General features: G+C 49.2%; 17 protein-coding genes and 1 riboswitch. Of the genes, 12 read left to right on the top strand and 5 right to left on the bottom strand.

Going from position 1 to position 18,888, the window contains the following annotated elements:
* Positions 1–43: 43 nt before the first annotated feature.
* A riboswitch (cobalamin riboswitch) is annotated at positions 44–258 on the top strand.
* Positions 259–407: 149 nt separating this feature from the next.
* The 10 genes from ACI4J0_RS05750 to ACI4J0_RS05705 all read left to right on the top strand — a co-directional run bounded on the left by ACI4J0_RS05750 (position 408) and on the right by ACI4J0_RS05705 (position 10,388).
* Positions 408–1,481: a sirohydrochlorin cobaltochelatase gene (locus ACI4J0_RS05750; protein ID WP_439764856.1), complete on the top strand. Its 1,074-nt coding sequence runs from the start codon at positions 408–410 to the stop codon at positions 1,479–1,481.
* An 83-nt stretch (positions 1,482–1,564) separates the two neighbouring features.
* Positions 1,565–2,473 carry a hypothetical protein gene (locus ACI4J0_RS05745; RefSeq protein ID WP_439764855.1) on the top strand — a complete coding sequence of 303 codons (909 nt, stop codon included), beginning with the start codon at positions 1,565–1,567 and terminating at the stop codon, positions 2,471–2,473.
* Complete coding sequence (locus ACI4J0_RS05740; RefSeq protein ID WP_439764854.1) at positions 2,470–3,603, top strand: ABC transporter substrate-binding protein; 1,134 nt, start codon at positions 2,470–2,472, stop codon at positions 3,601–3,603. Before ACI4J0_RS05745 ends, ACI4J0_RS05740 begins: the two co-directional genes overlap by 4 nt.
* Positions 3,604–3,626: 23 nt before the next feature.
* A complete protein-coding gene (locus tag ACI4J0_RS05735) occupies positions 3,627–4,646 on the top strand; it encodes a FecCD family ABC transporter permease (RefSeq protein WP_439764853.1) in 1,020 nt (339 codons plus the stop codon).
* A gap of 92 nt (positions 4,647–4,738) precedes the next feature.
* Positions 4,739–5,062 (top strand): inorganic pyrophosphatase, encoded by a 324-nt coding sequence (locus ACI4J0_RS05730; protein ID WP_439764852.1) that lies wholly within the window; start codon positions 4,739–4,741, stop codon positions 5,060–5,062.
* 63 nt (positions 5,063–5,125) lie between these two features.
* On the top strand, positions 5,126–6,223 hold the full coding sequence (locus ACI4J0_RS05725; protein ID WP_439764851.1) for an ABC transporter ATP-binding protein: 1,098 nt from the start codon (positions 5,126–5,128) through the stop codon (positions 6,221–6,223).
* A 487-nt stretch (positions 6,224–6,710) separates the two neighbouring features.
* On the top strand, positions 6,711–7,187 hold the full coding sequence (locus ACI4J0_RS05720; RefSeq protein ID WP_439764850.1) for a GNAT family N-acetyltransferase: 477 nt from the start codon (positions 6,711–6,713) through the stop codon (positions 7,185–7,187).
* Between the two features lie 5 nt (positions 7,188–7,192).
* Positions 7,193–8,476 (top strand): DUF1015 domain-containing protein, encoded by a 1,284-nt coding sequence (locus ACI4J0_RS05715; protein WP_439764849.1) that lies wholly within the window; start codon positions 7,193–7,195, stop codon positions 8,474–8,476.
* Between the two features lie 133 nt (positions 8,477–8,609).
* Positions 8,610–9,602 (top strand): O-acetyl-ADP-ribose deacetylase, encoded by a 993-nt coding sequence (locus tag ACI4J0_RS05710; protein WP_439764848.1) that lies wholly within the window; start codon positions 8,610–8,612, stop codon positions 9,600–9,602.
* 132 nt (positions 9,603–9,734) lie between these two features.
* Complete coding sequence (locus ACI4J0_RS05705) at positions 9,735–10,388, top strand: vWA domain-containing protein (protein WP_439764847.1); 654 nt, start codon at positions 9,735–9,737, stop codon at positions 10,386–10,388.
* A gap of 288 nt (positions 10,389–10,676) precedes the next feature.
* On the opposite strand, the gene ACI4J0_RS05700 is transcribed toward ACI4J0_RS05705, so the two are convergent.
* Together ACI4J0_RS05700 and alr are read right to left on the bottom strand one after the other, a co-directional pair.
* Positions 10,677–11,051, bottom strand: coding sequence for a hypothetical protein (locus ACI4J0_RS05700; RefSeq protein WP_439764846.1), 375 nt, complete (start codon positions 11,049–11,051; stop codon positions 10,677–10,679).
* Positions 11,051–12,238 (bottom strand): alanine racemase, encoded by a 1,188-nt coding sequence (gene alr, locus ACI4J0_RS05695; RefSeq protein WP_439764845.1) that lies wholly within the window; start codon positions 12,236–12,238, stop codon positions 11,051–11,053. The genes ACI4J0_RS05700 and alr overlap by 1 nt, the downstream gene beginning before the upstream one ends.
* 107 nt (positions 12,239–12,345) lie before the next feature.
* Between alr and ACI4J0_RS05690 the strand changes: the two genes are divergently transcribed.
* Positions 12,346–12,885 (top strand): SLOG family protein, encoded by a 540-nt coding sequence (locus tag ACI4J0_RS05690; protein WP_439764844.1) that lies wholly within the window; start codon positions 12,346–12,348, stop codon positions 12,883–12,885.
* 215 nt (positions 12,886–13,100) lie between these two features.
* Here the strand turns inward: ACI4J0_RS05690 and ACI4J0_RS05685 are convergent, their stop codons facing one another.
* The 3 genes from ACI4J0_RS05685 to ACI4J0_RS05675 form a co-directional block, all read right to left on the bottom strand.
* Positions 13,101–13,397: a hypothetical protein gene (locus ACI4J0_RS05685; protein WP_439764843.1), complete on the bottom strand. Its 297-nt coding sequence runs from the start codon at positions 13,395–13,397 to the stop codon at positions 13,101–13,103.
* A gap of 276 nt (positions 13,398–13,673) precedes the next feature.
* Positions 13,674–15,533: a hypothetical protein gene (locus tag ACI4J0_RS05680; RefSeq protein WP_439764842.1), complete on the bottom strand. Its 1,860-nt coding sequence runs from the start codon at positions 15,531–15,533 to the stop codon at positions 13,674–13,676.
* Between the two features lie 106 nt (positions 15,534–15,639).
* The gene (locus ACI4J0_RS05675) at positions 15,640–16,401 is read right to left on the bottom strand and encodes a hypothetical protein (protein WP_439764841.1); all 762 of its coding nucleotides are present in this window, start codon (positions 16,399–16,401) and stop codon (positions 15,640–15,642) included.
* A 336-nt stretch (positions 16,402–16,737) separates the two neighbouring features.
* On the opposite strand from ACI4J0_RS05675, the gene ACI4J0_RS05670 reads away from it, so the two are divergent.
* A complete protein-coding gene (locus tag ACI4J0_RS05670; RefSeq protein ID WP_439764840.1) occupies positions 16,738–18,774 on the top strand; it encodes a methyl-accepting chemotaxis protein in 2,037 nt (678 codons plus the stop codon).
* Positions 18,775–18,888 lie beyond the last annotated feature (114 nt).

Below are 18,888 nucleotides of genomic sequence, written 5' to 3'. Positions count from 1 at the left end.
CATGTGGTATAATTAGTATGACAATGTATGCATACAAGTCGAAAATTTAATAAAGGCAAACGGTGCCCCGGCGGGCTGATCTGTCCGGTCCGGGGGTAAAAGGGAAGCAGGTGCAAATCCTGCACGATCTCGTCACTGTGATAAGGGAGCGAACGGGCAAAGCCTTGAAAAAGGCAGTCACTGACCATTTCGGTCGGGAAGACGTCCCGTGAGTGATGATCTTTAAGCCAGGAAACCTGCCGCTTGCTTGTACAGGGATAAGATCCCAAGATCACGAGGTATTGATCGTACATTCCGGGCGCCGCCTAAAAAAATTTTAAGGCGGGGTCTTGTTTGCTGTACCCTCTTTACGTTTCGTAAGAGGGCATTTTTTGTCAATGCCTCCGAAAAAACGGAGGAGAATTATTATGAAAAGGTCAAAAGCAATTATTGCGGCTGTTACTGCGCTTTTAGTTCTGGCGTCAATAACAGCCTGCGGAGGAACGAACGGCGGCGAAATCCCTTCGGAAACTGTTTCCGAGACTGTTTCCGAAACTGTGCAGTCCGAGGAAACCGGGCAGCCTGCCGAAGAGACTGAGGAACCCGCTCAGTCCCGGGAGACTTCCGAACAGGAAGAAGCCACAGAAGAAGATGAGGAAAACTATGACACAGGAGACGCTTCGTTGGATAATGTAAGAAATCAGGACGATATCGGAGAAAACGAGCTTTTAGTGGTAAGCTTCGGCACAAGCTATAACGACAGCCGCCGCATTACGGTGGGAGCCATAGAAAACGACCTTGAAGCGGCGTTTCCCGATTATTCCGTAAGACGCGGATTTACCTCAAATATCATCATCGACCACGTTCAGAGACGTGACGGCATTCTTATCGACGATATCGACGCAGCCCTTACCCGTGCGGCGGACAATGGGGTCAAAAACCTTGTTATCCAGCCCACCCATCTTATGAACGGCATTGAGTATGACGAGATAGTGGAAAAGGCTGCAAATTATTCCGATGCCTTTGAAAAGGTGGTATTCGGCGAGCCTCTTCTTACAAGCGACGAGGATTTCGACCGCGTGATAAAAGCCATTACCGATGATACCAAGGAGTATGACGACGGGGAGACTGCCATCTGCTTTATGGGTCACGGAACGGAGCATTCCGCAAACGGCGTTTACTCGAAAATGCAGGAGCTTTTTGCCGCAGGCGGATATGATAACTATTTTATCGGCACAGTTGAAGCTGCTCCCACCCTTGATGATGTAATGGCTTCGGTCAAGGCGGGAAATTACAAGAGAGTTGTTTTACAGCCCCTTATGGTTGTTGCGGGCGACCATGCCAACAACGATATGGCAGGCGACGAGGACGGCTCATGGAAAAGGACATTTGAGGACGAGGGATATGAAGTTATATGCGTTCTTAAAGGTCTGGGCGAGAACGAGGAGATAAGAAAAATTTACGCCGACCACGCTCAGGCAGCAATTGACTCTCTGAACTGATAATACTAATAACCATATTATACACAGCAGACCTCTCTCCGTTTATTCGGGGAGAGACTGCTTTTAAAGGAATGAAAATCAAAATGAATAAAAAAGCATATCTGTCATTGCTGCTTGTAATGTCAATATTTATCATTTCTGCCTGTTCAAATCAGAACGGTGACAGCTTAGCCGAGACCACTGTATCCGAAGCCGTTTCAGAGACAAGCGCAGAAAGCACAAATGCCGTTGCCGAGGGTGCACAGACCGTTCCCGACGGGCTTGTTATCCCCGAGGATATGACTCCCGTTTATGCCGACAGCTTAAAGGACGGGGAATATAACATAAAGGTGGACTCAAGCTCATCAATGTTCACCGTCACCGACTGTGTTCTTACAGTCTCCGAGGGGAAAATGACCGCAAGAATGACAATGGGCGGCACGGGCTATCTGTACGTATTTATGGGCAAGGGCGAAAACGCCTCGGAGGAGGGGTATATCCCCTTTGAGGAAAACCCCGACGGCACCCATTCCTTTACCGTTCCCGTGGAGGGGCTTGATATGGGCACTGACTGCGCCGCATTCAGCAAAAAGAAGGAAATGTGGTATGACCGCACTCTCCTTTTCCGCGCAGACTCTCTCCCTGCGGAAAGCTTTGCCGAGGGCGTTATCAAAACTGCCGGAAGTCTGGGACTTGCGGACGGGGAATATACTGTGGATGTCTCCCTTGAGGGCGGCTCGGGCAGGGCGAAAATAAATTCTCCCGCAAGGCTCACCGTTTCAGACGGAGAAGTCTTTGCCGAAATTGTCTGGGGCAGCTCAAATTACGACTGTATGACAGTTGGCGGCGAGAAATATTATCCTCAGAACACCGAGGGCAATTCGGAATTTGTCATTCCCGTAACGGGCTTTGACTACAAAATGCCCGTTTCCGCAAACACCACCGCAATGAGCACTCCCCACGAGATAGAATACACCTTGTATTTTGACTCGCTTAGCCTTACAGCGCAATGAGAAGCATAAAAAAGCTCGGGGGAATACTGCTCTGCGCCATACTGCTGTGTGCCTGCTCGGGAAAAGCCGATACAGACGGATTTTCCCTTGAAAATTCAGAGCCTGCGGGACAGATGGAGCTTGAGTATGCCACTCAGTTTTCTGTCGATCATTACGAAAATGGCATTTCCCTTGTGACCGTTTCGGACGGGGAAAAATATCTGCTTGTGCCCGAAAATGAAGCGGTGGGGGAGATACCCGATAATATCACCCTTATCCGCACCCCTGCGGACAATATCTACCTTGCCGCATCTTCCGCGATGGATATGCTTTTCGGCATAGGGGCGGAGGGCAATATCCGTGCCACAGCCACCCTTGAAAGAGACTGGGCGCTGCCAAAAGTAAAAGAAGCAATGGCGAATGAGGATATCCTCTATGCAGGAAAATACTCTGCTCCCGACTATGAGCTTATCCTGTCCGAGGGGTGCAGCGTTGCAATAGAGTCCACCATGATATACCACAAGCCCGAGGTAAAGGAGCAGCTTGAGCGGCTGGGAATACCCGTGCTTATCGAGCGCTCAAGCTATGAGACTCACCCCTTGGGGCGGCTTGAATGGGTAAAGCTGTACGGTCTGCTTACGGGCAGGGAGGAAGAGTCGGAACAGCTTTTTTCGGAGCAGTCCGAGCTGCTTAACAGCATTACCCGAAGCGGCAGCACGGGAAAGACCGCCGCATTTTTCTACATTTCCTCAAACGGCTATGCGGTTGTCAGAAAGCCGGGAGATTATGTTTCCCGAATGATAGAGCTGGGGGGCGGAGAATATATCTTCACGCCCGAGGACTTAAATGTTGAGGAAAATGCTCAGTCCACCATGAATATGCAGTTTGAATCCTTTTATTCGGGAGCGGCGGAGGCAGATGTGCTTATCTACAACAGCACCATTGACGGGGGAATGGAAACTCTTGCACAGCTTATGGATAAAAACACTCTCCTCGGCAGCTTCAAGGCGGTGAAAACGGGAGACGTGTGGTGTACGGATAAAAATATGTTTCAGCAGACAACGGGAGCGGCAGAGGTCATTCGTGAGCTGAACCTTATTTTTACGGGTGAAGCAGAGGACGAAATGGAGTATTTTTACAGACTGAAATAACAGGCAGGAAGGGAGAGTGTGAAATGAAAAAGGAAACAAAGCGGTATATCCTCGGCTACATTATCCTTGTGCTGCTCCTGCTTTTCCTGTCGGCGGCAAGCCTTTTTTCGGGCAGCGTCAGCTTTTCACCCGAAGAGGTCATAAACGTCCTTACGGGAGCGGAAAGGGGGACAACAGCCGCAAATATCATACTCTCCATACGTCTGCCGAGAATGCTTGCGGCAACGGTGCTGGGGGGAGGGCTTGCGGTTTCGGGATATCTCTTGCAGACCTACTTTGCAAATCCCATTGCAGGACCCTTTGTCCTGGGGATATCCTCGGGGGCAAAGCTTACGGTGGCAATGGCGATGATATTTTTTCTGCAAAGGGGGATCCCCCTTACATCGGGTGCGCTTATCATATCCTCCTTTGCAGGCTCAATGCTGACAATGGGCTTTATTCTGGCGGTGTCGCCTAAGATAAAGCGAAGCTCCATGCTTGTGGTGTGCGGCGTTATGATAGGCTACATCTGCTCGGGAATAACGGATCTTGCGGTCACATTTGCGGACGACTCAAATATCGTTAATCTCCACAGCTGGTCAATGGGCAGCTTTTCGGGAATTGATCCGGAAGATGTGAAAGCCTTTTCCCCCGTAATATTTATCTGCCTTGGGGCGGCGTTTCTGATGTCGAAGCAGATAAACGCATACCGTCTGGGAGAGGTATATGCACAAAGCTCGGGAGTGAATATCAAGGCATTCCGAGTGGGGCTGATACTTGTCTCAAGCCTGCTTTCCGCCGCCGTAACGGCATTTGCGGGACCTGTTTCCTTTGTGGGGATAGCCGTTCCTCATCTTATCAAAAAGCTTTTCGGGACTGCCGACCCGAAGCTAATTATCCCTGCCGCATTTCTGGGGGGAGGGGTGTTCTGCCTTATGTGCGACCTGCCTGCAAGGATACTTTTCGCCCCCTCGGAGCTTAGCATAAGCTCGGTAACGGCTATTGTGGGCGCGCCTGTGGTCATTGCTATCATGGCTGGGCGGAAAATGAATGAAAAATTATGATTTATTCTTTAAAGTTTGGGCTGTGTCACGAGCGGCAGCTATAAATATGATATGATATAAAAAGCTTAGTTAGGATATGAGGAGGCATAAATATGCTGGGCGATATTGTAACGGTCACTGTTGACAGACCTCTGGGGAGCATTCACCCGAAGCACAAGGATATGGTTTATCCTATCAACTATGGCTATATAGAAGGGATAATTGCACCGGACGGAGAAGAGCAGGACGCATATATATTAGGCGTAAATAAAGCTGTTGAAAGCTTTACGGGCAAGATCATCGCGATAGTTCACAGATATGATGATGTAGAAGAAAAATGGGTGGTCTGCCCCGAAGGGCTCTCTTTCAGCAAGGAAGAAATAATGGAAAAAATCAAATTTCAGGAACAATATTTTAATTCGGAAATTTTTATTTAAGATACATAAATCAGCGTTAATTTTAATAATATAGGACCCGTTTATCAGAAAGGAGGAGAGAAAATGCAGGACACAGTCCTAACCGCCCATGACCTTGCGGTGGGCTACGGCTCGGAAATACTCATTGACAATATCCGCATATCTCTCCACCCGGGGAAGATAGTCACCCTCATAGGACCCAACGGCGCAGGAAAATCCACAATGCTTAAAACCATTTCCCGACAGATAAAACCCCTTGGCGGAGCAGTTTTTGTAGGCAGGGAGGAGCTTGCCTCCTTCAAGGGCGAGGAGCTTGCGAAGAAAATGTCCCTGCTTATGACAGTGCGGACAGACCCCGAGCTTATGACCTGCCGTCAGGCGGTGGGTGCGGGCAGATACCCTTATACGGGCAGGCTTGGCATACTTTCCCCCGAGGATAAGCGGGCGGTGGCGGAGGCAATGGAGCTTACGGACGTTACAGATCTTGCGGACAGGGATATTTCACGGATAAGCGACGGACAGCGGCAGAGGGTGATGCTTGCAAGAGCCATATGTCAGGAGCCCCGGATACTTGTCCTTGACGAGCCGACCTCATTTCTTGATATCCGTCATAAGCTGAAGCTCCTTGACATTCTCCGCCGCCTTGTACGGGAAAAGGGGCTTGCGGTGATAATGTCGATGCACGAGCTGGATATGGCTGAGCGGATATCCGACCACGTTATATGCGTTGGCGGCAATGGCATAGAGGGACAGGGCACACCCGAGGAGATCTTCACAAACGAGCGGATAACTGCCCTGTACGGCATTGAAAAGGGCAGCTTCGAGGAACGCTTCTGCACGGCGGAGCTTGCTGCCCCCGAGGGTGAGCCGAGAGTGTTCGTCATCGGGGGTAACGGCAGGGGAACAGGGGTGTTTCGCAGGCTCCAGAGGCTCGATATCCCCTTTGCGGCGGGAGTTGTCCACGAAAACGATATTGATTTTCCTGCGGCAAGGGCACTTGCGGCAAGGGTGATCTCCGAAAAGCCCTTCGAGCCCATATCGACCGAAAACGAGCAGGCGGCAAGAGAGCTTATTGACAGCTGCGGGCAGGTCATCTGCTGCCTTGACAGCTTCGGTCGTGCGAACGCAGCAAACGGCAGGCTGAGAGAATATGCGGAGAAGCAGGGGAAGCTAAGGAGATAAAATTTCTTCTTGACAATCATATTAAAATATGCTATACTAAAAATAAAGAAGCAGCCGTGCAGACGGCTTGCCTCCAAGATTGGTTTATGTCGCTAACTTGATGTTAGACAACTGACCGCTCAAGGTGCAACTTGGGCGGTCAGTCTTTTTTGTCGCTTCTGTACTTCAGAATTTCTATGATAAGGCGAATTACATCAACTGCGAGAGCTGACAACGCACATACTTCAAGAATCGTCATACGATCTGCACCTCCTTCCCAAGGAGATTATGCAGGGGAAAGAGGAGACACGCCGCCTGCCGTCAGAGCTTTTGCTCTCTATTGGCTGCTTCGGTACTATGTACCGATTTAATTATACATTTTCCCACAAGATTTGTCAAGCGGTTTATTTTTCGCCTGACGGTCTTTTTTTAATTCTTTCTTCGGTTGACATACACCCCATAATGTGCTATAATCTGAAATGAAAGAAAAGTGAAAGGACTTGCAAAAATGATAACCTACAGAAAAGCAAAGCCTGCGGATATCCCCACGCTTATAGAGCTGCGCCTCGGGTATATGCACGAGACTCATGAGGACCTTGAGCAGTCGGTGTTTGACGAGATAGCCGACAAATCAAAGGGCTATTTTCAGGAGCACCTGAACAGAGACTGCGTTGTATATCTTGCGGAGGAGGACGGCAGAGCGGCAGGCTGCGTTTTCTTCCTGCTCATAAATAAGCCTGCCAGTCCCCTTTTCATTACGGGAAAAACGGGAACGCTGATGAACGTCTACACCCTTCCCGAGTTCCGCAGGAGAGGAGTGGGCGAAACTCTCGTGAATATGGCGATCGAGGACGGCAAGGCATGGGACCTGTCATACATAGAGCTGCGTGCCACAAAGTGCGGATATCCCCTGTACAAAAAGCTTAAATTTATCGAGGACAAGTCCATTTATATGTCAATGAAGCTCAGCTTCACCGAAGAATGAAAGGAATGAAAAAAGTGAAAAGATCATCTACAGCGTTTTGTGCCGCAGATATACTTCTCCCTGCCGCACAGGATATGAGCAGATGGGCAGTTGTTGCCTGCGACCAGTTCACGTCTCAGCCCGAATACTGGGAGGACGCTGCGAAAATTGCAGGAGACGGCTGTTCCGCATTAAAGCTTATCCTCCCCGAAGCATATCTTGAAAGCCCCGACTCGGAAAAGCGGATAGAGGATATCCGCCGCACAATGAACGATTATCTTGAAAAGGGCATTTTCAGGGAATACAAAGACTCCTTCATATACGTGGAGCGCACCGACAGCACAGGCAAGCTCCGTCAGGGACTTGTGGGAATGATAGACTTAGAGCAGTATGATTTCCGCAAGGGCAGCACATCTCCCGTAAGAGCCACCGAAGCCACCGTTGCCGAGCGCATACCTCCGAGACTTAAAGTCCGCCGCGGAGCGCCCTTGGAGCTGCCACACATAATGATACTCATAGACGACCCCGAAAAGACCGTTATCGAGAAAATTGGTGAGAAGAAAAGCTCTCTTGAAAAGGTATACGATTTTACTTTGATGAAAAACGGCGGCAGTATCAAGGGATATCTTGTTCAGGGCGAGGATATTGACCACTGCGACAAGGCGCTTGCGGAGCTTGGCAGCAGGGAAGGCTTTGAAAAGCGCTATGGCATAAAGGATGTTCCCGTGCTGCTGTATGCAATGGGCGACGGAAACCATTCCCTTGCCACCGCAAAGGAGTATTACGAGGAATTAAAGCGTGAAAACCCGGGTAAGGATATGTCCGACCACCCTGCGCGCTATGCCCTTGCGGAGATAGTAAATCTCCACAGCGACGCGCTTGAGTTTGAGGCTATCCACAGGATAATCACCGACATAGATACCGCCGACCTTCTTGAAAAAATGACCGCGGCGCTGGGACTTACCGAAAATATTTCTGAAAATATGCAGTCCTTTGAATGGATATGCGGCGGCGAGGCAAAGCGTTTCGGAATAGAAAAACCCTCCTCAAATCTCACCGTAGGCAGCGTTCAGAGCTTCCTTGACGGATATTTAAAGGATAAGAGCGGAAAGATAGACTACATTCACGGAGCAGATGTGGTAAAGCGCCTTGCAAAGGCTCCCGGTCGTGCAGGCATACTGCTTCCCGATATGGGCAAGGAGGAGCTTTTCCCCACGGTAATAAAGGACGGCGCTCTCCCGAGAAAAACCTTTTCTATGGGTCACGCCGAGGACAAGAGATATTATGTTGAAGCAAGGCGCATAAAATAAATTCTGCCCGTTCTGCGGTTTTGGTTCAGGACGGGCAGATTTTTTGCTGTTACGATTTTGTTGCAGATAGTTTGGTATAATTATTATACATTGGCAGCATATTCAGTCAGTTCAAAAGGAAAGGAGCACTATTATGCCTTTTACCATAATCAGAAACGATATAACCAAAGTCACAGCGGATGCCGTTGTAAATGCGGCGAACAATTCTCTGCTGGGAGGCGGAGGAGTTGACGGAGCGATACATCGTGCGGCAGGGGCGGGGCTGCTCAGGGAGTGCCGCACTCTGGGAGGCTGCGAAACGGGACAGGCGAAGGTAACAAAGGGCTATGATATGCCCTGCAAATACATAATCCACACCGTAGGACCCGTATGGCAGGGCGGCGCTCACGGCGAAAAGGAGCTTCTTTACTCCTGCTATAAAAACTCCCTTATCCTTGCAAAGGAGAAGGGCTGTGCATCTGTGGCATTTCCCCTCATATCCTCCGGGGTATACGGCTATCCCAAGGACAAGGCTCTGCAGGTCGCCGTGTCGGCAATAAGCGATTTTTTGTCCGAAAACGAGATGGATATCACCCTGGTGGTGTTTGATAAAAATGCAGTTTCGGTCAGCGAAAAGCTGATGAGTGATATCCGCAGATACATTGACGATAACTATGCGGAGGAGCATTGTGACAGCCCATACCGAAGCAGAAATGTTTTCGGCGGGCAGATGTTCAGAAAAGCGGCTCCAAAGGCTGTGCAGCTTTCGGAGGATATCTGCGCCGCACCCATATCCTTTGAGAATATGGACGAGACATTTTCCCATGCGCTGCTCAGAATGATAGACGAAAGAGGACTTACGGACGTGCAGGTCTACAAAAAGGCAAACATCGACCGCAGGCTCTTTTCAAAGATACGGAGCGATACGGATTACCGCCCGAAAAAGCAGACCGCCATTTCCTTTGCCATAGCCCTTGAGCTTGACCTTGAGGAAACGGAAAGGCTGCTTGAAAAGGCAGGCTACACCCTTTCAAACAGCATTAAATTTGACGTGATAATCAAGTTCTTTATTGAAAATAAGATGTATGATATTTTTGAAATAAACGAGACTTTGTTTGCTTTTGACCAGAGCCTGATAGGCGGATAAATGTCGCTTGAAATGCGACCATTTTCCCCTCCGTATGATGTATCATTAAGATACAAAATAAATCATACAGGGTTTTGTTCCTTTGTCTGCCGACAAAGAAACAAAACTCTCAAGAAAGGAATGGTCGCAATTATGAGAAAAAATTTAACGGAAATAGTTTTTATCCTTGACGAAAGCGGTTCAATGTTCGGGCTGAAAAGCGATACTTTGGGGGGATTTAACAGCCTTATCGAAAAGCAGAAAAGCGAAAAGGGGGAGGCAGTTGTATCCACCGTGCTTTTTAATACCGAAAGCAGGGTGCTTCACGACAGAGTGCCCCTTGAACGCATTGGGAAAATGACAGACGAGGATTATCTTCCCGGGGGCTGTACCGCCCTCCTTGACGCCGTGGGAGAGGCTGTTCATCACATCGGGAATGTGCATAAATATGCCCGTCCCGAGGACGTACCCGAGCGTACCGTATTCATCATCAACACCGACGGAATGGAAAACGCCAGCAGGAAATACACCGTTTCAAAGGTAAAGCAGATGATAAGCAGACAGCAGGAAAAATACGGCTGGGAATTTGTTTTCCTGGGAGCGAACATTGACGCGGCGGAAACTGCCGAAAGCATAGGCATAAGGCGGGAAAACGCTGTGGACTGCTGTGCGGACAGCATAGGTTGCGCTGTGCAGTATGAGGCAATGAGCGCCGCTGTGAGCGGTGTTAGAAGGGGCGCGAAGCTGTGCGAGTCGGCACAGTGGCGCAGAAGTGCGGACGAGGATAGCCGCAGGAGAAAAAGGTGACTGTTGTCTGACAAAAAAGGGGGCTGCTAAAGCCCCTTTTTTAGCAGGCTGAGCCTGTCGGGTGACGATCCGCGGCGGCGGGGGTCGCTCCGCGGCGAGGGCGGGGGTCGCCCCGCGGCGAGGTCGCGCTGTTGGTTTGTGAGAGACGTCAGCTTTGACTCCGCGCCGATAGGTATGGCAACAGCACGACAAATCGGAAGCGGGTGACGCCCCGCGGCGAGACGTTCTGTAATTTTTTCGCACGGCAGGCACACGGCTCGGGGACGATACAAATAAGCTGCCTCAAAATTATAATTTGTTACCTTTTTTTCTGTTGTAATACTCCTCGTCAATAAGCTTCATATATCCGAGAGCCATTTCCTCCGAGCCTGCCTTATAGCCGCTCTTTCTATATGACATATCTATCAGCCCGTCCCAGATAAGCCGCAGGATAAGCTCCTCAAATTCTTTGATATCCTCTTTGCCTTCGACTCCGTGTATATTTACGTACACGATGTGATAGCCCTTCATATCTGAATATACATATGTACCTATTTGTGAAAATTTTTTCCCGAACATAAGGCTGTTTCCGAAAAGCTCACTGCGTGACAGCCCTGCAGGGGATGATCTGCGGTCTATCTCTCCGAGGACCTGTTTTTCAAGCCTATCCGAAGATCTCATCATCAGTAATACTCCACCACATCTGCAATTTCCCCGTCTCTGTAAATAACTCTCGGTATACGCTTGGAAATTCCGCAGATTATCTCATAACCGATAGTGCCGCAAAGTCCTGCAAGGTCATCGGCGGTGATAGTCTCGCTGCCCTCCGTGCCCATAAGTGTGACCACAGTGCCCTCACGTACACCGGGTATATCCGTAACATCAGCCATAAGCTGGTCCATACATATCCTGCCGATAATGGGAGCCTTACTGCCGTTTATCAGCACATATCCCTTTCCCGAAAGGCTTCTCGAATAGCCGTCTGCATAGCCGATGGGAATGGTTGCGGCGATAATGTCCTTGTGGGCACGATACGTCCTGCCGTAGCTTACAAAGCTGCCTGCCTTAACGGGCTTCACATAGGAAACAGCAGCCTTCAGGTCCATTACGGGAGTGAGCTTCACGGGCAGAACAAGGCTTCTGTCGGGCTTTAAGCCGTAGAGCATGATTCCGAAGCGGACAAGAGTGCTGCGGCTGTCAAATCTGAACGCACCTCCTGCGCTGTTAAGGCAGTGGGTGTGCCTGAGAGCGATACCCTGTGCCCTCACCCTGCCGCATACATCGAAAAATCTCTCCGTCTGAGCGGCGGTGTAGGCGATGTCGTCCTCATCAAGGCTGTCGGCAGCGGCATAATGGGAGAATGCGCCGTCAAGGATAATTCCCCCCAGCTTTTCGGCAGAGCAGATGTCTGCGGCTGCTGCGGCAAGGGAATTATCGTCCGAAGCGCATACGCCTATTCGTCCCATACCCGTATCAACCGCCATATGTATCTTTACCTTAACATTCGCCTGCAAAGCACATTCCGAAAGCTCCCTTGCATAATCAAGGGAAACAGCCGCCTGGATTATGTCAAATCCCGCCAGCTCCCGGGCATATTCCGCAGGGGTGTGACCCAGAATGAGTATCTCGCCCTTTACGCCGTTCTTGCGGAGATTTTCCGCTTCCTTGATATTGGAAACGGCGAAAAAGCTCACTCCCAGGGACTCAAGATAGGGAGCGATGTTTCCGTCATCGTGACCGTAAGCGTTTGCCTTCACAACGCAGGCTATCTGAGTGGTATTTTCGTCAATAAGGCTTCTGAGTGCAGTAAGATTGCCTTTCAGTCTGTCAAGGTGCACCTCAGCCCAGGCACGCCTGAGAAATTTCTTCATATGTATATCTATCCTTTCCGGACGGGGAAGTTCCCGAAAAATTATGCTTGATTATTTGAAAAATATGTGCTATAATAATCGTAAATATTGAATTTGAGGTTGGTAATATGGACATTATCAGGGAAAAGACTGTCTGCTTTACGGGACATCGCCCCGAGAAGCTGCCGTCGGGCGGAGCTGACGGTTCCGTGGAAGTTAAGGTCATAAAAAGTATGCTCTATAACGAGATATCCGCTGCCGCCGACGAAGGCTTTGACACGTTCATTACGGGGGTGCAGCGGGGCGTTGACCTGTGGGCGGGGGAGATAGTATTAGAGCTTGCCGCCGCGCGCCGCCTGAGACTGATCGCAGCCCTGCCCTATCGTGATTTCGGAAAGGGCTTCAAGGGGGCGGATAAGTGGAATTTCGGACGTATCATGGACAGTGCCGAAAGGGTGGTCATAATGTCCGAGAGCTACACACCTGCCTGTATGAACCTGCGAAACCGCTATATGGTGGATAATTCCGCCCGAATTATCGCCGTTATCGGAAATGACAGGAGCGGAACGGGACAGACAGTCCGCTATGCCGAAAGCTGCGGGCTTGACATACGCCGCATAGACCTTAGCGAGCTTTTTCCCGATACAGACCAGCTTACTCTATTATAAACCAAACGGGAGATTTTTTCAAGTGCCGTCTGAAATTGTATCCACATTGTAACCTTTTTCTCATACTAATTCTAAATCGTTCTATAGACAAAGCCGACAGATAGAATAAGTCCAGTCTAGGAAAGCGACCGCAGGCGGGCTTGCCGCCCGGCAAGGGAGCTTGACGACGAATGGGCTTATTCTAGCCGAGGATTTGTCTATAGGTTGATTGAGAATTAGTATAAGCTTTCAAGCAGCAGAATAAGCGCCGCCGCCGCGCATATTATTACCGAGAGACGGAAAAGCCCGCTTAATATCCTGCCCGCAGCAATGCGGGCTTTTATTTTTGATGGGGAAAGGGGGGCTTGAGAAATGCCGTTTTCAAGCCTGATGATCTGGGAGCGTGCCTCCTCCTCGAGAGCTGCATCGCCTTTTGGGATACCTTCCGAGCGGAGAAACAGGACTGCCTTTTCAAAATAAACGCTTTCGGGGAAGCTTACCTCTACTATTCTTTTGTTAACGCCCTTTATCATTTTTTCAGTGTCCTTTCTGTTTTTCTTTTGGGGATATTATATCCAAGCTGACCCAAAAATATACATATGGTAATATTTACAGAGCGTATGTAATCCGATACATTCAAAAAAGTGTTGAAAACTCTGTTGAAAGAGTTGAAAACTCCCCTGAAAAATATGAATTATCCTGTCGAAAACGGTTGAAAAAGGAATATACAGATAGTATTAACTCGGATAAAAAATTCGGCGAACGCCATAGCGCCCGCCGACAGGAAATAAATATATGAGGAGAATAGTTTATCTAACCTGATCCTCAAGTCCGCATCTGATAGCGGCTTCATTTTCGCACCAAGCGAGGCATACGCCTTCGGGGTCATACTCCTTGCACTTAGCGGTCATATCAGCCACGATCTTATCGAACTCTTCATCGGACTCTGCATAAACAGCGTTCCAGGAAGAGGTTACGATGGTGTTCTTTACCTGCTCCCAAACGATCTCAAGCTCATCGGACTTGCCGGACTCGGAGTAGGAGGTAGCGAGAGATACCTTGTAGTTGGTGGTGTTCATATACTCCTGGGAGTTGTAGCAGCCTGTGTATTCTCTCCAGTCATTCTGGATCTCAAAGTCTGTATCTGCGCGGCGGCTTACCCAGTTGTCGCAGTTATATGTTTCGCCGTTGGAATCGGGGTTGGAAGCGTCTCTTGACCAGGTGGTGTTGTTAGCCTGGAAGGTACCCTCGTTAAAGGAGATACCGCCCCATTCTGCGGGCATGATAGTACCCTTTCTGTCCTTGTAAGCCTGCTCGCCAAGCTCGGTGAGGCAGCTGTGACCTTCTTCGTCATAGTACCAGCAAACGTCCTTGGGACCGTACCAGTAGGTCATATATCCCTCGGGAGTTGTGAGATAGTTGATGATAGCCATGCAGAGCTCGGGATATTCGGTGTTAGCGCCGATAGTCCAGACTCTGTTGCCGCCCATAACGTTCATACCGTAGCAGAGAGGAGAAGCGTCCTTGGGAACCATAGGATACATTCCCTTGCCCTCGTTGAGGTGGTTTTCGGAGTTATAGAGAGCGGAGCCTGCATAATCGAAGATGGAGAAGAAGATACCGCCGTTCTGAGCCTTCTCACTCATCTTGTCATAGGTCTGAGTGATGGAGTTGGGGTCGATAAGACCTGCCTGATAAAGTCTGTTGAAGAACTTGAGGCTCTTGAGGTAAGGACCGTCGGGCTCGAGAGCGTCGTGGTACTTGCCTGTTTCAACGTCGTAAAGACCGAAGCCCATTTCATCATAGCCCCAGTAGCAGGTAGCAAATGCCTTGATGTACATAACCATATTGCCGTCCCAGTCGGGCCACATGGATATTGCATATGTCTCGTTGCCTGCTTCATCGGTGGGGCAGATCTCCTTCATTGAAACGAAGAGATCATAGAGATCGTCAAGGGTGTTTACCTCGGGATAGCCGAGCTCCTTGTAGAGATCCCAGCGAAGGTCCATAGTATAGAAGAATGCCTCGTGGTCCTCGGGAGATGTTGCAACGTTGTGACCGAAGCCGTAAACAACGTTTCCTGCGCCGATGGAATCATTCAGATTTGCATTGTTCTCGAGAGCGTAGGGCATATTTGCCTTAACGTAGGGACCGTAATCCGAAAGGATATCGTCCTCGTTCCAGTCAAAGAGCATACCCGAAGTTGCAGCTCTCTGATAATCGTTTCCTGTGGAGCCGAAAACAACGATATCACCCAGATTTCCTGACTCCATACGGGTATCGAAGGTACCGTCGGAATCGGGGATAATGGTCATAACGCAGTTGTACTTCTGCTTCATAAGTTCAGCAAACCAGCCTGTAAGCTCGCCTGAGTAGTTTGCCAGCTGGCTGTAGATGGTGATGTTGATAGTATCCTTGCCGTAAAGCTCGCTGAAATCCTCGTCAGCCTCTCTTACATCGCCATTGCTGCTTCCCGCAGCATCGGAATCGTTTTCAGCCGCAGTAGTGTCAGCTTCATCGTCAGCATCATCTGCGCTGTCGGCAGCAGCCTGAGTTTCACCTGCAGCCTCGGTGGTCTTGCTGCCCTCGGAGCTTCCGCCGCAGCCTGTTGTTACAGCTGCCATCATTGAAACCGCAAGAACTGCTGAAAGTATCTTTTTTAATTTCATTCCTCTTTCTCCGCCTTTCATTTAAAAACGTAGCCGGACATATTTAATTCTCTAAATCTGCCCGGCTGCGCCTGAATTTACTTTTCCAAAACGGAAATCTTAAAACTTACTTTCTCTTGGAAACAACTGCTGCAGCTGCTGCAACGCCCATAACTGCGAGAAGTGCGCCTGCTGCTGTGTTGCCTGTCTTGGGAGCAGTGGTCTCCTCAGCTGCTGCGGGAGCTTCCTCAGCGGGAGCCTCTTCAGCGGGAGCAGCCTCCTCAGCGGGAGCCTCTTCCTCAGCGGAAGCAGCGCCGAGACCGCTTACTGTGAATGTGAGCTCGATGGAGTTCTCAGGCATAACATAACCGAAAAGACCTTCCTCCTTGCCGAGGTCGTCGTTCCAGATGTTGATGCACATAGGCTCGAGGTATTCCTTAGCGTCGGGGCTGAGATATGCCTCGTCGAAGGTGTACTTGGTGTTGCCATCGAGAACTACCTTAACATCGCTGATGGTAACGCCGCTGTCAAGAGGGATATCGGTGGAAACGAAGAGGAGGTTGAGAGACTCATCGGAACCAAAGTCAAAATCAGTTACGGAAACAGTGTATGTGCCGTCGCCTGTGATCTCAGCGTCGGTGAATACGCCGCCCTTGTTAACAGCTGTAGGACCGTCCCAGCCTGTGATCTGATCAAAGTAAACCATACCGTCATCGCCTACAACGCCCTTGCCGTAGGAGGGTTCATACCAAGCGTTTCTGAAAGAGAAGCTTGCGGACTGAACGCCGATATAAGCGTGGTAGGTCTCTTCTGCGGAAGCGGAAACGGGGATCATGCTTACAGCTAAAGCTGCAGCTGCGATTGCACTGAGAGTTCTGAACTTTTTCATAATTCTTTTCTCCTTTAAAAATTAAATCGTTTTCATTAAATACAACCTATGTATTTGTATTTAAGATAAATGTACCACAAATCTCCGCAAATGTCAATACCTTTTTTATACAAATTACAATGAAAAAAATCTGCATATCGCCTGAGTGCTTTTATTTAGCAGCGATATGTTGCTAAAGTGTAAATCTTTGATTAAAAAATAAAAATAACAAAAATTAGCTTGAAATATGTTACATATGGTGCTAAAATGAACTTGAGAAATGTGTTGATATAGGTGCAATATGTACAAATAAATGAACCTATATCAACTAAAACAGGCAAAAGGTGTGATAGCAGTATGAAATTTCTAAAGAATATGAGACTTGCTTCCCGTATAAGCCTCTGCATATTGATAGTTACGGTGGTCGGAATGCTCATTCTATGGTCGCTTATTGCCAGGAATGTTTCCTCTATCGTTGAGGAAAATATCTCCAACCAGATGTATGACGCGGTCAATTCAAGAGCGGCGATAATTGAGGATTATGTATCGGGAGCCGAGCGGACGATGGTAGAATTTTCGCTTAGCTCCGAGGTCAGAAACCTTCTGAAAGACCCCGGCAATACCGCAGAAACAGCATTGGCGCAGAGCTATACCGAAAAATATGCGTCTGTCCGGGGAATATTTGAGGGACTTTACATCGCAACGCCCGAGACGCTGGTCCTCACACATTCCAATAAAAACGTAGTCGGCATCACCACACGTACAGGTGAAGCTCTTGATGCCCTTAAAAGGGACATCTTATCCAAGGAACAGGTCGCAAATGGCGGTATCATGAAGTCAAAGGGCGGTTCCGATGCAATGGTCATGTCTCTGTACTACCCCATTTTTGACAATAACGAATGTATAGGCTTTGTAGGCTCTGCCGTATATGCCGACAGACTTATGGAGTCCATCACCGGGCTTGAGATAAACGGTCTGCCCAATAAGGAATACATATTCCTGAATGCTGCCGATGCACGCTATATCTACAATTCCGACAGCTCGCTCATAAACGAAGTTTCCGAGGATAAGGGCTGTCTGGGCATAATCGACCTGATAAACGGCGGAAAGACCGATACCACAGGTTCATATTCCTATACCGACGATGACGGCACCTCCTATCTTGCGGCGTATAACTATATGGCGGACAGGGGCTGGATATTCATTGTAAAGGATAAATATTCCGAGGTGTACAGCAGCGTAAATTCGGTCAAGCTCATCGTAACGGTGATGTGTGCGCTGTTCACGATAGTGCTTGTTTCAGTTACACTGCTTCTGATGAGGAACGTAGGTCATGAGCTTACCCAGGTGAAAAAGTCACTGGAGGGTATCGGACGGCTTGAGCTTGATGCCGCGGAATTGACCGAAAAATACTCAGACCGCAAGGACGAGATAGGTACGATATCAAGTGCGGTGAGCACCCTCAGCGGCACTATCAGAAATGCCGTAAATGATATCGGACGCATTCTCGGAGAGATGTCCGAAGGAAATCTTACGGTAGATGTCTCCAAAAATAAGGAATACTATATCGGCGATCTGAAAGCCCTTGCGGAAAGTCTTGAAAAGCTGAATGTCCTTAATTCGGGACTTGTGAGCCTTATGCGGAATATCTCCATAGCCGCCGAGCAGGTCCATTCGGGCTCGGGACAGGTGGCAACAGGCTCCAACTATCTTTCCACAGCCTCCATCGAGCAGACTGCGTCCATTGAAGCTCTCGCAGGCAGTATCCATCAGATCGAAGGACAGGCTGCCTCCAACTCCGCAAGCTGCCGTGACGCTCAGGAGCTGATATCCCAGACCTACGATCACGTCCGTGACGCCAACGAAAGAATGTCCATGCTCACCGAAGCGATGAACAATATCGGCAATTCCTCCGCAAAGATAAGCAATATCATCAAGACCATTGAGGATATCGCATTCCAGACAAATATCCTTGCCTTGAACGCCGCTGTTGAGGCAGCAAGAGCGGGAGAAGTGGGAAAGGGCTTTGCGGTGGTCGCAGATGAAGTCAGAAATCTGGCAGCAAAATCCGCTGACGCAGTAAGCGATACGACCAAGCTTATCGAACAGTCCTCCGAAGCGGTGAATGAGGGTACGGCAGTCGTGAATAAGACAGCTGAGGCAATGTCCCGGCTCAATGACTGCATCATCAAGGTCAAGGGCATTGTTGAGACCATATCCGATTCCAGCAACAAGCAGACCCAGATGGTCAGCAAGATAGATGATGATATTTCTCAGATAACAGGCGCTGTTCAGTCAAATTCCGCTACCGCGGAAGAGAGCGCCGCAGTATCCGAACAGCTTTCGGCACAGGCAGGCACTCTCAAGGAGCTTGTAAGCAAATTTAATTTCTGATCGGTCTGTATGACTATACTAAGCGGCAGTCTCCGAGTTTCGGGGACTGCCGCACAGTCTGTCGATAAAGTGTTTAGATGAAAAAATTTGCACAAATAAGGTCATAGTAAAAGT

The sequence above is a fragment of the Huintestinicola sp. genome (assembly GCF_051882455.1).
In the GTDB taxonomy this organism is placed as follows: Bacteria; Bacillota; Clostridia; order Oscillospirales; family Ruminococcaceae; genus Huintestinicola.
The sequence above is the reverse complement of the archived record's forward strand: the minus strand, read 5'-3'. Positions and strand labels throughout refer to the sequence as shown.